This is a genomic window from Fimbriimonadaceae bacterium, assembly GCA_019454125.1.
GTDB lineage: Bacteria > Armatimonadota > Fimbriimonadia > Fimbriimonadales > Fimbriimonadaceae > JALHNM01.
Map to the genome: position 1 here is coordinate 1,107,711 of CP075365.1, position 14,635 is coordinate 1,122,345.

14 protein-coding genes are annotated in these 14,635 nt (G+C 64.0%); 10 read left to right on the top strand and 4 right to left on the bottom strand.

Annotation, left to right across the window (positions count from 1 at the left end; all coding sequences use genetic code 11):
- Positions 1 to 7: 7 nt before the first annotated feature.
- The gene (locus KF733_05485; GenBank protein ID QYK56933.1) at positions 8 to 439 is read left to right on the top strand and encodes a hypothetical protein; all 432 of its coding nucleotides are present in this window, start codon (positions 8 to 10) and stop codon (positions 437 to 439) included.
- Here the strand turns inward: KF733_05485 and topA are convergent.
- The gene (gene topA / locus KF733_05490; GenBank protein QYK56934.1) at positions 436 to 3,069 is read right to left on the bottom strand and encodes a type I DNA topoisomerase; all 2,634 of its coding nucleotides are present in this window, start codon (positions 3,067 to 3,069) and stop codon (positions 436 to 438) included. The two genes, KF733_05485 and topA, sit on opposite strands and share 4 nt — an antisense overlap.
- A 180-nt stretch (positions 3,070 to 3,249) precedes the next feature.
- Here topA and KF733_05495 point away from each other — a divergent pair, with 180 nt between their 5' ends.
- From KF733_05495 to raiA, 4 genes are read left to right on the top strand one after another with little or no spacing between them, the layout of a single operon-like run.
- Positions 3,250 to 4,635 carry a lasso peptide biosynthesis protein gene (locus tag KF733_05495; protein QYK56935.1) on the top strand — a complete coding sequence of 462 codons (1,386 nt, stop codon included), beginning with the start codon at positions 3,250 to 3,252 and terminating at the stop codon, positions 4,633 to 4,635.
- 5 nt (positions 4,636 to 4,640) lie between these two features.
- Positions 4,641 to 6,122 carry a TRAM domain-containing protein gene (locus tag KF733_05500; GenBank protein ID QYK56936.1) on the top strand — a complete coding sequence of 494 codons (1,482 nt, stop codon included), beginning with the start codon at positions 4,641 to 4,643 and terminating at the stop codon, positions 6,120 to 6,122.
- Positions 6,112 to 7,254, top strand: a complete 1,143-nt coding sequence (gene ispF / locus KF733_05505) for a 2-C-methyl-D-erythritol 2,4-cyclodiphosphate synthase (protein QYK56937.1) — start codon at positions 6,112 to 6,114, stop codon at positions 7,252 to 7,254. The genes KF733_05500 and ispF overlap by 11 nt, the downstream gene beginning before the upstream one ends.
- A gap of 4 nt (positions 7,255 to 7,258) precedes the next feature.
- Positions 7,259 to 7,798, top strand: coding sequence for a ribosome-associated translation inhibitor RaiA (gene raiA, locus KF733_05510; GenBank protein ID QYK56938.1), 540 nt, complete (start codon positions 7,259 to 7,261; stop codon positions 7,796 to 7,798).
- Here the strand turns inward: raiA and KF733_05515 are convergent.
- Positions 7,795 to 8,454 (bottom strand): ComF family protein, encoded by a 660-nt coding sequence (locus KF733_05515; GenBank protein ID QYK56939.1) that lies wholly within the window; start codon positions 8,452 to 8,454, stop codon positions 7,795 to 7,797. The genes raiA and KF733_05515 overlap by 4 nt on opposite strands.
- A 112-nt stretch (positions 8,455 to 8,566) precedes the next feature.
- Positions 8,567 to 8,767, bottom strand: coding sequence for a helix-turn-helix transcriptional regulator (locus KF733_05520; GenBank protein ID QYK56940.1), 201 nt, complete (start codon positions 8,765 to 8,767; stop codon positions 8,567 to 8,569).
- A gap of 921 nt (positions 8,768 to 9,688) precedes the next feature.
- Between KF733_05520 and KF733_05525 the strand changes: the two genes are divergently transcribed.
- From KF733_05525 to KF733_05540, 4 genes are read left to right on the top strand one after another with little or no spacing between them, the layout of a single operon-like run.
- Entirely contained in the window at positions 9,689 to 11,089 is a 1,401-nt protein-coding gene (locus KF733_05525; protein ID QYK56941.1) for a Sapep family Mn(2+)-dependent dipeptidase, read from the top strand.
- Positions 11,090 to 11,099: 10 nt separating this feature from the next.
- A complete protein-coding gene (locus KF733_05530; GenBank protein QYK56942.1) occupies positions 11,100 to 11,642 on the top strand; it encodes a PepSY domain-containing protein in 543 nt (180 codons plus the stop codon).
- Between the two features lie 37 nt (positions 11,643 to 11,679).
- Complete coding sequence (locus KF733_05535; GenBank protein QYK56943.1) at positions 11,680 to 12,210, top strand: inorganic diphosphatase; 531 nt, start codon at positions 11,680 to 11,682, stop codon at positions 12,208 to 12,210.
- Between the two features lie 20 nt (positions 12,211 to 12,230).
- Positions 12,231 to 12,962, top strand: a complete 732-nt coding sequence (locus tag KF733_05540; protein QYK56944.1) for a hypothetical protein — start codon at positions 12,231 to 12,233, stop codon at positions 12,960 to 12,962.
- A gap of 511 nt (positions 12,963 to 13,473) precedes the next feature.
- On the opposite strand, the gene KF733_05545 is transcribed toward KF733_05540, so the two are convergent.
- Positions 13,474 to 14,001, bottom strand: coding sequence for an RNA polymerase sigma factor (locus KF733_05545; GenBank protein ID QYK56945.1), 528 nt, complete (start codon positions 13,999 to 14,001; stop codon positions 13,474 to 13,476).
- 396 nt (positions 14,002 to 14,397) lie between these two features.
- On the opposite strand from KF733_05545, the gene KF733_05550 reads away from it, so the two are divergent.
- Positions 14,398 to 14,634 carry a zf-HC2 domain-containing protein gene (locus KF733_05550; GenBank protein QYK56946.1) on the top strand — a complete coding sequence of 79 codons (237 nt, stop codon included), beginning with the start codon at positions 14,398 to 14,400 and terminating at the stop codon, positions 14,632 to 14,634.
- The last annotated feature ends 1 nt before the right edge of the window (position 14,635 follow it).

The following is a 14,635-nucleotide window of genomic DNA, read 5'->3' on the forward strand; positions in this document are numbered from 1 at the left end:
GAGCGGCATGGAGCCAGAGGAGCCGACCAACGAGTCCCAGGCCACGACGGAGGCCTATCCCGATCCGCCCCCGGCCAACCCCCGAGAGCTGGCGTCCGTCGTAATTGGAACCCTCGCCGTCCTTGCCCTCCTCGTGGCGCTCGTGATCTTCACGACCCCCTACGACATAAAGGAGAAGAGTCCGATCCTGGAGACCGCACATATCTCAAGCCTTATCAAGGCAGAAGCGGTTAAGGGCGTCGCCGAACCTTCGTGGCCGACTTACGGCGAAGACGAATCAAAGCCACCGGGTACATACCGCCTGGTCAACACCTATTCTAAGCGCGAGAGGTTCTCGGTGAATTACTACGCAGACTATGACGTTATGGTGCTCGGCAAGCCACGAAAGCTCACCGTCTCCGTCTCTCAGGGCGAACTCACGCACGCCTCGCGGGACTAAGACTTCTTGCGCCGGACGAACCGCTTCTTCTTGGTGGGCCCGGCAGCCTGTCGCGCGCGCAACAGCTCCATCGCTTGTTCTACAGTTAACTTTTCAGGATCCGTGCCTTTTGGAACCGTGGCGTTCGTCTTTCCGTCCGTGACGTAGGGGCCGTACCGGCCTGGCAAGACGCGGACTTCACCCTCGAAACCTTCGAGTTTTCCAAACGACTTAATCGGCTCGCTCTTCGCGGCCGTTCCGCCCGATCCCCAGGCCTTGCGAGGCGCGTTCAGCCGTTCGAGCGCTTCGGCCAGGGCGAGGCTGCGCGCTTCGCGCCAATCGCCGACGTTTGCCCTCTTCTCCCCGCTCGAGAGATAAGCGCCATAGCGGCCGATGGCGAGGACGACGGGCTCGCCGCTCTCCGGATGGTTTCCGAGTTCCTTCGGAAACTTGAGGAGTTCGGCGACGTCCTCGTCGGAAAGCTGTCCGCCGTCCATGCCGGGGGGCAGGGTCACGCGCCTTGGCGTTGCTCCTCCCGCCCTTTCATCCTCGCTTTGGTCGACTTCCAGGTAGGCGCCGAAGCGGCCCTTCTTGAAGAAGACGCAGCGCCCGGAACCAGGGTCGACGGCGATGGCGGCAGGACCCTGAGCCTGGTTCTCGATGAGCCGCTTCGCCTCGTCCAGGCTGAGGTCGGCGGGCGGCATCTCCTCGGGGATTGAGGCTGTGTTGCCGGTGCCGCCTTCGCCGCGCTGCAGGAACGGGCCGTTGCGCCCGATCCGCACGACGATGTCGTCGCCGAGGGGCATGACGGGGAAGGGGATCTCCTTCGCTTTTGACTCGACCTGAGTCTCCAGGCCCGCCTCGTCGCCCTCGCCTTCATAGAACTTTCTGAGGTGCTGGACCGGGCTGCGCCTGCCGTCGGCGATCTCGTCCAACTGCTCCTCCATGTTCGCCGTGAAGCTGGTGTCCACAAGCTGCTGGAAGTTTTCTTCGAGCAGGCTCGTCACTGCAAAAGCGGTCCAGGTCGGCACAAGTTCCTTTGCCCGACGGAAGACATAGCCCCGGTCTTGGACCGTGCCGATGATCGTTGCGTAGGTGCTCGGTCGCCCGACCCCTTCTTGTTCGAGCTTCTGCACGAGCGATGCTTCCGTGTAGCGCGCGGGCGGCTTGGTCTGGTGGCTCGTCGCGGTGACGGCCTTGGCGGCCAGGGCCTCGCCCTGGCGCATGGCGGGGAGGATGCGCTCGCGGTCGCCGAGTTCGGCCTCCGGGTCGTCGGCGCCTTCGACATAGACACGCAGGAAGCCGGGGAAGACGATCCGCTTGCCGCTCGCAACGAAGGTCAGGGTCTGCCCGTCGTCTTCCACCTCGACTTCGACCCGGGTCCGCTCGACCTCGGCCTGCTTCATCTGGCAGGCCAGAGTGCGCTTCCAGATCAGTTCGTAAAGCTTGTACTGGTCGGCGTCCAGGTGGCGTTGGACGTCCTGCGGGCGTCGCCCCAGGTCTGTCGGACGGATGGCCTCGTGGGCTTCCTGCGCGTTCTTCGCCTTACTCTTGTACTGCCGGGGCTTGGCAGGGACGTATTCCTTGCCGTAGAGGTCGGCGATCACGGTGCGGGCTTCAGAGACCGCGCGTTCGGCCAGGCTCAAGCTGTCCGTGCGCATGTAGGTGATGAGGCCGACGCGCTCGCCGCCGATGTCGATCCCTTCATAGAGCTGCTGGGCGATCTGCATGGTGCGGCGCGCGGCAAAGCCGAGTTTGCGGTTCGCCTCTTGCTGCAGGGTCGAGGTCATGAAGGGCGGGGGCGGGTTCTCGACGCCGGGGTTCGTCTCAAGCTTTGTGACGGTCCAGGGCGCGGCCCTCTCCAGCCGGGACACGCGGGTCTCGGCCTCCTCTTGCAGCAGCCACCGCGCGTTGCGCTCCACCAGTTCGCCTCTTGGCGAGAAGCTTTGCCCATCGGCGACGGGCGCCCCTTCGATTCGGGCCAACCGGGCCGAGAACTCGCCTTCGGCGGCGCCCAGCTTGGCCTCGATGCCGCTATAGTCCACGACCACGAAGTCGCGCCGCTCTCTCTCGCGCATCACGATCAGCCGAACGGCCACGCTCTGCACACGGCCCGCGCTCAGGCCCTTCGCGACCTTGCGCCAAAGCAAGGGGCTCAGCGTATAGCCGTAGAGCCGGTCCAGGATGCGCCGCGTTTCCTGGGCCCGGACCAGCGCCTCGTCGATGGACCGCGGGGAATCGAGGGCGGCGCGGATGGCCTCAGGCGTGATCTCGTGGAAGACGATCCGCTCGACCTTCACCTTCTTCGCCGGCTTGAGGATCTGGAGGACGTGCCAGGAGATGCTCTCGCCCTCCCGGTCTTCGTCTGTCGCGAGCAGCAGCCGTTCGATGCCCTTTGCCGAGCGTTTCAGCTCGTCGACCCGCCTCCGCTTGTCGCCGGGCACCACGTAGAGCGGCTCATACTCGCCCTCGACGTTCACGCCGAGCTTGGCCCACTTCTTCTTCTTGAACTCCTCCGGAATGTCGTCGGCGCTTTCTGGCAGGTCGCGGACGTGCCCATAGCTGGCCACCACGTCATATCCGGGACCAAGGAAGTTCGCGATCGTCTTGGCCTTCGCGGGAGATTCGACTATTACAAGGCTCTTGGTCATGGGCGGCGTCGGGTTTGTACCAACCTCAGTCAAGGGCACCCCCGTCCATCGGGCCCAAGGCGAACCTTTCGGCTAAGCCTTTTCCCGCTTCCACCGTACCTAGGAGCGACGGTTCGCCTTCTGGCCCAATTGGGTGGATCGCCTCCGCTTCGGAATCCGTCACACTGCTAGATAAACGCCATGAGCCGAATCTGGTCCGCAATTGTGCTCGTCGCCTTCGCCGCCCTTTCTTGGGCGGGCGAGGAGTGGCTCGGCGTTTACCTCAACAACAAGAAGATTGGCTACGCAAGCCACATCTCGCGGCCCGAGGGGAGCGGCAAAGTCACCGAGAGCACGGAGGTGATCGACGGCCGGCTCCTGGGGGCGCAACTTGCCATGACGGTCGTGACGAAAACATGGCAGGACGGCTCGGGGCGCATCACTCGGATGCAGTCCAAGACCGAGAGCGGCGGACGGGTCCAGCATGTGGACGCGGAGTTCGGCGAAAAGGAGATCGTCGCGACCACGTCCAACGGCGAGACGACCTCCAAGAAGACGATCCCCATTCCTTCCGGCGCGCGGCTGGTCGAAGACCCCATGGCGCCGCTCCTCCAAAACGGCTTCGTAGGTTCCACGACCGTCCACGTCTTCGACCCGAACACCCTGACCCTTTTGGAAACGAAGGTGCGGGTCGCTGGACACGAGGCGCTTCAGACTGAAGCCGGGGAAGTCCAGGCGACCGTGGTGCGGGTGGAAGACCCGCGCGCGCCCTTGACCGTCTACCTCTCGCCGAAAGGGGACTTCATCAAAGCGGTCGGCCCCTTCGGCATGGAATTGCGGCCCGAAACTCGGGAGCATGCCCTGGCTGGGTTGGGCAACGACGTCGATATCGCGACGGCGAGCTCGATCGTGCCGGACCGGAGCATCGACGGCTACCTCTCCGCGACCCGCGTGAAGGTGAGGGTCACGGGTGTCGACCTTGCAAACTTGCCGAGCGACGCCCACCAGACCGTGACGAAGGACGGCGACGGCTGGATCGTCGAGGTCCACCCGGTCAAGCCGGGCGAAGGGCCGAAATCGGAGGAGAGCCCCGCAAAGTGGCTCTCCGAAGACACCTATGTCCCGGTCGGGAACGCGACCTTCCGGTCGCTGGCCCACGAGACCGCGCGGGCAGACGGCTCCAAGTGGGTCGTGGCGGAGAGCCTGCGAAAGATGGTCCATAACCGCGTGGAGGCCAACGCGGGCATCAGCGTCCTGCGGGACGCGACCGAGATTTGGAGCAGCGGGGAAGGCGTGTGCCGCGACCACGCCATAGTCCTGGCCACGATCCTCCGCTCGAACGGAATCCCAGCGAGGCTTGTGAGTGGGCTGGTCTACGGGGCCGGGGCCTTCTACTACCACGCCTGGGTCGAGGCGCTGATCGAGAACCGATGGATCGGGCTGGACTCCACGCGGAGCCGCTCCTTGATCGATGCCACGCATATAAAGGTGCGGGAGGGCACCGTCGGGGAGGCGTTTACGTCCTTTCTTTTGGACGGCGCCAAGATTCAGGTCTTGGAGGTTCAAGCTCAGGGTGACGAGAAATGAAGGATATGCGGCTTTTCGTCATCGCTGCGTTCGCCCTCTTGGGGGCGTTCCTCTCGGTGACGGGCATGCCGGCCGTGCTGGACATGATCTTCGAATCTGTCCGGTCCTCCACAACGACTTCGCAGGTTAAAGAGCAAACTTCCGCGGCTGTCGACATCGAGACGTTCCACTTCCGTCGCATCGTCTTCGGCGACCCCACAAAGTCTGCCGAAGAGCGGCTGAAGATGGCGCGCAGCGCGGAAGACGCCGTCCGCTCGAAGGAACTCACTTTCGGCCAGGCGATCGACCGTTACCAAAGCGAGAAGTACCCGACGACCGTCGGCTTCTCGGAGAAAAAGATCCGCGAGCGACCGGATTTGGCGCCGTTGCTCAAGCTGCAGCCGGGCCAAATCAGCGACGTCTTCATCGATTCGGAATTGCAGCTGCCCGTGATCTTCGAGCTGCAGAGCATCGACCAGGCAGGGGGCAACTCGGCGGCGGTGGAAGACCAGACCGGTTACCGTGGCTCACAGAACCCCTCGGTCCTTGTTGCGCTTGCTCTCTTCGGCGCCGTCCTTGGCGCCGTGACGGGCACCCTGGTCTGGCGCGGCCTTGGGGCCCTGGCGACACGTTGGGAGGGCATGGACACGGGATCCAAGGTGACCCTCTTCGTGGGCATTTTCTTTGGGGTCGTCGCCTCGCTGCCGTTCCTGTTCGCCTTTGGAAGCCTCGGCAACGTCATTGCGCCGCTCCTCACGTTCGGCCTGACGATCGGCCTGAGCGCCCTCACCGTCTATGCCCTGCGATCGATGGAGGACGTCTTGCCCTGGCAGACCGGGAACCGGAAAGTCCGGCGGACGGGGGTCAAGGTCCTCGACACGAACGTTTTGATCGACGGCCGCATCTACGACCTCGCAAGGACGGGCTTCTTGGAGGGCGAGCTTTACGTACCCCGGTTCGTATTGCTGGAGCTCCAGCACATCGCAGACTCGTCGGACACTTTGCGGCGGCAGCGGGGAAGGCGCGGCCTGGACGTCCTCCGCCATCTCCAGTCCGACTTTCCGGTCGAGGTGGGGACTCACGACAAGCTCGCCGGCGACGACCGCGAACCGGTCGACAGCCGCCTGGTGCGGCTTGCGAAGGCCCTCGGCGCAGACTTGGTGAGCAACGATTACAACTTGAACCGGGTGGCAAGCATCCAGGAGGTCCGGGTGCTGAACATCAACGACCTCGCCTTGGCCCTGCGCCCGACCGTCCTGCCCGGCGAAAAGCTGGAGCTCAGCATGATCCGGGAGGGGAACCAGGCGGGGCAAGGCGTGGGCTACCTCGACGACGGCACCATGGTCGTCGTCGAGCAGGGCAAGCGCTTCATCGGGGAGTTGGTCACGGTCTCCGTGACGCAGGTCATCCAAACTGAGCGCGGCAAGATGATGTTCGCCGAGATGGACGAGGAGACCCCGACGAACGAACCTGTCCGACGCAAACCGGGCGCCCGGCATGAGCGCTGAGCCCCCGGTCTGCGCCATCGTGCTGGCCGGGGGCCGGTCCGAACGCTTTGGCGCGGACAAGCTTTGGCAAGAGCTGGACGGCGCGCCGCTCTGGACCGCCAGCCTCCGCCGCTTTCTCCAGATGCCGCAGGTCTCGGCCGTGGGCGTCGTCTGCGGCCCGGGGCGAGAACCGGAATACCGCCCCTGGGCGCGAGACGCGGCCTTTCTAGTGCCCGGGGGGGATTCCCGGCAAGAGAGCGCCTTGCGGGGCCTCCTGGCCGTCCCAGAGGCCTTTGAATACGTCCTGGTGCACGACGCGGCCCGGCCCAACGTCTCAGAGGCGCTGGTCGAGCGGGTGGTGCAGGCGCTGGCCGATGCGGACTGTGCCTTTCCCGGCGTGCCCGTCACGGACACCCTGCGGCTGGTCGAGACGGACGGCTTCTCCGCTGTGGACCGTAGCCGGGTGCTGGCCGTGCAGACCCCGCAGGGTGTGCGGCGGTCCAAGGCCCTCGCGGCCTATGCGGCCACAGACTTTGCGACCATGACCGACGACGCCGCCGTCTTCCAGGCCGCGGGCGGTAAGGTCGTCGCCGTGGAGGGCGATCCCGCGAACCTGAAGGTCACCTTGTCTGGGGACCTGGACCGTCTTGCCGGCCCCTTTGAGACGCGGACGGGCATGGGCTATGACGTCCACGCTTTCTCGCAGGACCCCGACCGGCCCCTCTGGCTCGGCGGGGTGGAGTTCGACTCTCGTCCAGGGTTGGAGGGCCACTCGGACGCGGACGCGCTGCTGCACGCCGTCGTGGACGCCCTCCTCGGGGCGGCAGCCCTTGGCGACATCGGCCAGCACTTCCCGAACACGGACATGCGCTGGCACAACGCTCCCTCTCGAACCTTCCTGGCCCACGCCGCGAAGCTCCTCCAAGAGCAGGGTTGGCGGATCAACCATGTCGACGCGACCGTGGTCGCGGAGCGCCCAAAGGTGATGGCCCGCGCCCAAGAGATCCGGTTGGCGATCGCAGACGGCCTGGGGACGACCGTCGACCGAGTCAGCGTCAAGGCCACCACGAACGAAGGATTGGGCTCGATCGGCCGCGGCGAAGGGATCGCATGTTTCGCCACAGCCACGATCGCCCGTCGTGTGAGAAACTAGGGACATGGAGTTACTCGTCCGGAACGCCGAAGGCAACTTGACCGAGAAGGACAAGGAGTACGCCGCCAAGAAGCTGGGGCGACTCGACCGCTACTTTTCCGCCGCCGACAAGGTCGAGATGGTGCACCGCGAGGAGAAACGGGGGCACCGCATCGAAGTGACCGTCTTCGCAGACGGGCTTTACCTTCACGCGAGCGAGACGGAGACCACCACCCACGCCGCGATAGACAGGATCGCGGACAAGATGGAGAACCGGCTCCGCCGCCTGAAGACGCGGCTCGTGGACGCCCACAAGAAGCGGGGCCGCGCGGTGGCCACCGCCCTAGAGGAAGTCGAGTCCGTCCCCCTGGAAGACGAGGAGGTCGGCGACGTCCGCGAGGAGCGTCGCTTCTCGATGAAGCCGATGTCGGTGGAGGAAGCGATCCTGCAGATCGAACTTGGCGACCATCCGTTCTTTCTCTTCCGAAACCAAGATTCCCAGCAGACCGAGCTCCTCTATAAGCTTGACGGGGGCGGGTACGGCCTGCTCATCCCCCACGGTTAGTTTCCGACGCAATAGGTGAGCACGCCGACGCTTGCCGCCCCCGCAATTTTGAGGGCACTGGCGCAAGCCACGGCCGTTCCGCCCGTGGTCAAGACGTCGTCGACGAGAAGGACGTGCCGGTTCAGCGCTTGGGGGTCGGCCCGAAAGGCGTCCCGCAGGCTGCTGAGGCGCTCGGCCGCGCTGAGCTCCACCTGGGGGCGGGTCTTGCGGATGCGGACCAAGCAGTCCCAGGAGACCAATTTGTCCGGCATGCCCTCCGTCAGAAGCTCGGCCTGGTTGAAGCCCCGTTCCCGGTGGCGGCTCTGGTGGATCGGTACGGGCACGACCATGTCGTGGTACGGCAGGGCCGCCCGAGCTGCGGCAAGCTCTGCCGCCAAGGGCCGCGCGAGCGCGGTCTCCCTTTGGTACTTCAGCCTCCGAACGGCTTGGGAGGCCCGACCCCAATACGGATAGAGGCCGTACGACCAGTCGAGGGGACCGTGCGGCGCGCCCAACCGGTCTTGCCAGACCGGGAACTCTAGGCGGCACCTTTCGCAGATCGGCTCGACGCCAAGGGACTCGCAGAGGCAGCAGCGGCGGGGATAGACCCAATCCAAAGCGGCCTCGAGCCACTCCGGCGGGGAGAGCGGCCGATCACGGAGGGCGCCCTGGAACACGGGCCGATTTTGGCACCGTGGCCTGACAAGAGGGTGCCAGTAAAAAGAACGGGGCTCGACCTACTGCGGTCGAGCCCCGTTCCGTCGTGGAACCGTAGCGCCTGTCAGGACCCTACGATTCGCCCTGCGTGTGGCCGAAAAACGGCTCAAACGGGATCAAGCCAAGTCGCGTCGCCGCGCGCAAAGCCTGGACTCGGTTGTTCACCTGCAACTTCTGATAGATGTTTGCAAGGTGGAAGTCCACCGTTCTCTTGGAAACGACCATTCGATCGGCCGCTTCTTGACTGCTATGACCTTGAGCGATTAGGCTCAAGACTTTAACCTCCGTCGGCGTGAGTCGCACGCCCCGGGGGCTATCACTGGATCTGCTCGTACCTGGCATTGCCATTAACCCATCCCTCGCTTCGAGTTGATTTGCCGCCTGCCGGTCTCTTTCCATGTCACCCCAGAAATCTGAGATGATCTGCCCCGATTTTTTAAGACGCTTTGCCGGTTTAGCGGTGGTTTAGGAGCGAAGCCCCGGTTATGGCGCCGTACAAACGATCCGTGCCCCCCTGTCCCGGATCTAGTGCCCAGGCTCGGGTGGCGGCACGGCCAGGTCCGACTCGCCGCCAGCAGACGCCCAGTCCCGCAGAAGGCGGTACGAACGATAAGCGGGCGGAAGGCCCGGCGTCCCACGCGGGTAGCGCTCGGGTGCGACCTATTAACCATGCCGTCTATTACGATGCGAACGGGCTGTGAAATGTTCCGTTGGGTCCTGGGATTCATGCCGGTCGCAAAATTGCGAGGGGCATTTGGAACCCGCCTCGCCGGAGGGGCGCAGGACCGGAACCTTTCGAAGTCGCTTGCATTGGACAACGTCCAATGGGCCCAGACGGGGCCGGTATGAGAACAGTTCACTGCCTGGTCGGCAGGGGTCCGCGATTTGTAGACGTTCGGGCACTTTGGGGTACTTCGAATCGAGTGATCAAATGCCGGTCCTTCGGCTCTGTGGCAGTCCCTTGACCTGCGGTTGTGTCCCACCACCTTAACATTCTGTCACTTTGCCGTTTTCCCGGTATGGATAACAGGGCGTTACGACCGGGTACTGGGAATATCTTGGTTGGAGCGCGGCGGCCCACATTTGTCGCCCGGGCTGTCCGCGCCTCCTACTCCCTGGCCCCCTCGACGGGGTTCCAGGGAGTTTTCTTTTGGAGCGCCAGGGTCTCCTTTTGGGCAAAGGTAAAAAGGTCTCATGGCTGACGAGACCGTCGGGCGCCTTCATGCGTGGCTGGCTGACCACGAGAACGAGCTGCTGCAAAACTTCCGCTCTCTGCTCAACATTCCTTCGCTCAAGGCGGATCCCGAGCCGAACGCGCCCTACGGCGCCGCGAACCGGAAGGCGCTGGACTTTATGCTCGCCCTGGCCAACGAGAGCGGGATGGTGACGGTCGACATGGAAGGGCACTGCGGGTGGGCCGAGTTCGGTTCCGGCGAGGCCCAGGTGGCTTCGTTCGGCCACTTGGACGTTGTTCCCGTGGGGGACGGCTGGGCTCACGACCCCTTCGGCGCGGTGATCGAGGACGGTTATGTCTACGCCCGTGGTGCGGTCGACGACAAGGGCCCGACGATCGCGAGCTTCTATGCCTGCCGCGCGATCCAAGCGGTGGTGGGCGATCCCGGCGCACGTCTCCGCCAGTGGTTCGGCTGCGACGAAGAATCCGGTTTCGGCTGTTTACACCACTATACGAAGACTGAGGCCGCGCCGACCTTCGGGGTCGCGCCGGATTCCGGCTGGCCCCTCTACCATGCGGAAAAGGGCATTGCGAACCTTCACGTCGAAGTCGTCCCGCCGAGCGGAGAGCTCACCTTGCTGGAGGTCTCGGGCGGCCAACGCGGCAACATCGTCATGGATTCCTGCACCGCCCGGTTCCGCGCCAATCGGAAGGTGGTCGGGCCCCTGCTGGCCGAACTCTGGGACAAGAACGTCGTCTTTCGGTGGGAGGGCGAAGACCTGGTCCTGAAGGCGAGCGGCAAGGCCGCCCACGGATCGACGCCGCACTTGGGCGACAACGCCGCCGCCCGCGTCTTTCGGGCTTCCCGCGAGATCGCCCCGCCCTTGGAGCGTTATGCGTTCGAGGACCTGCTCTCCATGATCCACCCTGGTGGGGAGGGGCTCGGCATCACCGGAGCGGACGCGGAGAGCGGCGCGCTGACCAACAACCTTGGCGTCATCGGGATGAACGCGGGCAAGGTCCGCATGATGTTCAACGTGCGCTACCCGGTGACTTGGTCCGCCCAGGAAGTCCCCGGTCGGTGCGAAGCGGGCTTGAAGAAGCTGCAGCACTTGGAGGCGAAGCTGGTCGAGTCATCGGACAGCCGCCCGCTCTATTTCCCGCTTGACCATCCGCTCGTCGCGACGATTGTGGACGTGGTCGAGGCCGAGACCGGGCAGCGCAAGGAGCCCGGGGCGATGGGGGGCGGCACCTATGCCCGCGCCATCGGCAACACGGTGAGCATCGGCACGGGCTGGGCGGGGGACGGCGCCGCCCACGAGACGGACGAGCGGCTGGCCATCGAGAGCCTCCACAAAATGAGCCGCATCTACGCGCACATTCTGTGGAAGCTGCTGCAAGCCGCGAGGGCTTCAGCGTAAGGTTAGACAGATGTTCCGACGGCTGAGGACCCTGCATAAATGGGTCGGTCTGGTGTGCTCCCTCTTCCTCGCCCTCATCTCCGCGACGGGCTTCCTCCTCGCGATCAAGGCCAAGCTGGATTGGGTGCGGCCCCCGACCATGAGCGGCGGCGAGGTCCAATCGCTCTCTGAGGTCGTCTCGGTCCAGAAGGCGGTCGACGCGGTGGTCGCCCTTGGGCACCCCGAAATCCAGTCGATCGACGACCTCGACCGGTTCGAGTACCACGCGGACAAGAACGTTTACAAGCTGATCTCCAAGGACAACTATTTGGAGGCGCAGGTCTGCGGTCTGACGGCGGACGTCCTCTCCACGGGCCGCCGGAACGACCAGTTGCTGGAGGACATCCACGACATGTCGTTTTTCAGCGAGGGCGCGAACGAGTGGCTGCTGCCCGTGGTGGCGGCGGGCCTCTTCGTGCTTTCAGTGTCCGGCATCGTCATCTTCGCGGTGCCGATCTTCCGCCGCATAAAGTTCGAGCGCCAGCGGCCGGGGCGTGCGGCCCCGGGCGCTTAGCCCGGGCAACTTGGGGATCGGCAAGGTTTAGGGAAGCGTGGGACGGTACGCTAAGGGCCGCATGTCGCTCCTGACCGTACCGATTGGCCATCGGGCTCCAGACGAGGTCAACGTCATCATCGAGATCCCTCGTCTGAGCCAGAACAAATACGAGATGGATCCAGAGCTCGGTGTGATGAGGCTGGACCGAGTGCTCTTTTCCCCGCTCCACTATCCCGCCGACTATGGGTTCGTGCCGCAGACCCTCTATGAAGACGGCGACCCGGTCGACGCGCTCGTGCTGGTCTCCCGTCCGACATATCCCGGCGTGGTCGTGGACGCCCGTCCCGTGGCCGTGCTGGAGATGCGGGACGGTGGCCTGCCAGACGAGAAGCTGCTCTGCGTCGCCACGCGCGACCCGCGCTTCAACCCGCGCCGGACCCTGGCGGACATGAACCCTCACACCCTGGCCGAGATCGTCCATTTCTTCGAGGTCTACAAGCAACTCGAGAACAAGCAGGTGGAGATCCTGGGCTGGAAGGACCGCGATTACGCCGTAGCGATCATCGAGAAGTATCGTCTGCCTTAGAGGAGGTACTTTCCGACCAAATGATCGCGCCGCTTGCCCTTGCGCTCACCCTTGCCGGGCCAGACGAGACGCTCACCCTGCGCATGCCGAACGGCGCCCTGTTCACGGCTTACGTGACCAAGCCGCCCCATCTAGACAAGGCCCCGGCCGTGCTTTTCGCACCGGACGCGGCCTACCCCATGAGCGAGCCCTTGATCGCCAGGGCGAAGGACGAGCTGGTTCGCAAGGGCTACCTGGTCATGACGATGGACTGGCACTTCTATATCCAGGGGGCGAGGCCCTCGGGCCAGCTCGAAAGCGAAGAGGCGCAGTGCCAGGCGGCCGTGAACCACCTCAACATCCACCCCGGCGTCGACAAGGCCCGCGTGGTGGTGGTCGGCAAAGGGCTCGGCAGCGTCGTGGGTTGGCGGGTCTTCCAGAAGACGCCTTGGCTGGCGGGTTTCGTCATCACCGCTCCGTCGTGGCCGACCGCTCGCGAGGCCCGGCGCAACTATCCGGGGATTGGCGAGGCGACGAGGCCCCTCGCCTTTATCATCCCTACAGACGACGCAGTTGGGGCGCCGGCTGACGTGCGAGCGGCCTTTCTGGCAGGGGTGCCGAGCGGCGCGATCGTGACCGAACTGCCGGGCGACCACTCCTTCGAGGTAGCCGACCCCGGGTCTCACCAGGGGCCGAACCTGAACGAGGCCAGTGTCCGGGCGGCGATCGACGCAACCGTGGCAGCGGTGGAATCGATGACGAAGGGGCGCTGAGAGCGTCCCCGCAAAAAAATGTCGACCGGGGGAGAGGTAACGAACCCCGATCGGCAACCTGCTTTCTCCACGCGGCGTTTTGCCGAATCTGTCGCTCAGCCGTCGCAGTCGAATCGTTGCGGCCTCGCCAGAGGACCAGCCGCTTCCGCCAAATCTTCGGTTCGGCACCGGATTCTCGGTACCGTGCAAAAAGCGGGTTTCTTGCTGCGTGCCGCGCGGCCACAGCAATAGTCCCAGCCTCAGAACTATCCTCTCACTTGCCCTCGTCCAAAAAGTGCTGGCCGGCAGAGAGGTACAAGCGCCGACCAGCGAACCTTGGGCTTTTGTGCGTAGGAATCGCGCCCTCGCACTTGCCATTTCGGTGTCCCCCGCTATCTGAGGACTACCACGCTCTTTGATTGTCAAATAGCGCGCCTTTTGTGACGTCAGTTTTCCACATGACAGACAAAAGTGCAGGCAAAAAAAAGAGCCAGCCCCGAAGGCTGGCAACTTGAACGAATCTCGATTGGACTTAGACTGCGAAACCGAATTCCTGGCGCAACCCCTGGTTCTGACGAAGCGCCTCGACAGCCCTGGAGACGCGCTTGCGCGCGTTCACAGGAGTCAAGCCCGACATGTGCGCGATCTCGTCGAAGGAATAGCCGAAGCCGAACCGCATTTGCAGGAGCTCGACGTCTATCGGGCTCAGCGAGCTGAGCGCCGTCTCCAGCGCCCCGCTGCCCGCGAGGTCGACTCCATCGGGCGAGGCCATTTCGGGGACGACGTCAAACGCGGTCTCGCTCTCGCGACGGGCATAGACGCCTCGCCACCAAGAGCGCGCCACGTTGCGCGCGAAACCGGAAAGCCAGGCGTCCAGGGACCCCTTGCTCTGGTCGAAGTCGCCCAAGGCGTCAAAGATAAGGGTGACGCAATCCTGTACGAGGTCTTCAACATCGTTCGAGTTGAGACCAAGCGCAGAAAACCGACGACGAAGAACGGCGCGAAAGTGTTCGGCGAGCCGCTCACCAGAGTGACGGTCGCCGAGAGCGTATTGCTCCAACCAACGGGCAGGTATGCCCTGTTCCTGAACTCCTAGCATATGAACCCCACAAGCAAGAACCCCTTAAACAGCGGTGCGTCCGACTTGCGCCGGTTCCCCACGCAGACCACTGTGGCTCGTGAGAGTATTGACTCTTGGGGGGCCGAAAGTGACGCTTCGCGACCGCGATTTTTCAACACTCGCAAAAATCTCGGAGGGGGCCCCAGGGCGTGGACCCCAGCATACGTCCCTGGTTATTGGACAAGTAACATAATAGCAGTCACATTTCGCCCAGGCAGATACAAAGAGTCCTGTAAGCGAAGTCGCAGTCTTTAAAATCGACGGACTCTCGCGGAATGTTGGCTGTACGTCACGTATCTAGATTAGGAAGTCGGACTCCTTCACTCAAAATTGACCATGAATCAGCGCCGTACCACCGATCCTGAGCCCAAAATCCTCTGCCAGGACGTCCTCGACCTTCTCTACCTCTACGCGTGCGACGAGTTGGATCCGGAAGAGAAGGACGAGGTGGAGAAGCACGTCGCAGTCTGCGAGTCTTGTCGAAAGGCGGCCGCTGAGCACCGCGTCATGCAGCGCTCGCTGCCTTCCGGTTTCGCCTCGCGAAAGCTGTTCTATTACAGCTCCAATAATTGAT

Coding starts and splice junctions, on each gene's coding strand:
- topA (QYK56934.1), bottom strand. CDS start 3,069: ATGACCAAGAGCCTTGTAATAGTCGAATCTCCCGCGAAGGCCAAGACG.
- KF733_05485 (QYK56933.1), top strand. CDS start 8: ATGGAGCCAGAGGAGCCGACCAACGAGTCCCAGGCCACGACGGAGGCC.
- KF733_05500 (QYK56936.1), top strand. CDS start 4,641: ATGCGGCTTTTCGTCATCGCTGCGTTCGCCCTCTTGGGGGCGTTCCTC.
- KF733_05550 (QYK56946.1), top strand. CDS start 14,398: ATGAATCAGCGCCGTACCACCGATCCTGAGCCCAAAATCCTCTGCCAG.
- ispF (QYK56937.1), top strand. CDS start 6,112: ATGAGCGCTGAGCCCCCGGTCTGCGCCATCGTGCTGGCCGGGGGCCGG.
- KF733_05530 (QYK56942.1), top strand. CDS start 11,100: ATGTTCCGACGGCTGAGGACCCTGCATAAATGGGTCGGTCTGGTGTGC.
- KF733_05540 (QYK56944.1), top strand. CDS start 12,231: ATGATCGCGCCGCTTGCCCTTGCGCTCACCCTTGCCGGGCCAGACGAG.
- KF733_05525 (QYK56941.1), top strand. CDS start 9,689: ATGGCTGACGAGACCGTCGGGCGCCTTCATGCGTGGCTGGCTGACCAC.
- KF733_05495 (QYK56935.1), top strand. CDS start 3,250: ATGAGCCGAATCTGGTCCGCAATTGTGCTCGTCGCCTTCGCCGCCCTT.
- raiA (QYK56938.1), top strand. CDS start 7,259: ATGGAGTTACTCGTCCGGAACGCCGAAGGCAACTTGACCGAGAAGGAC.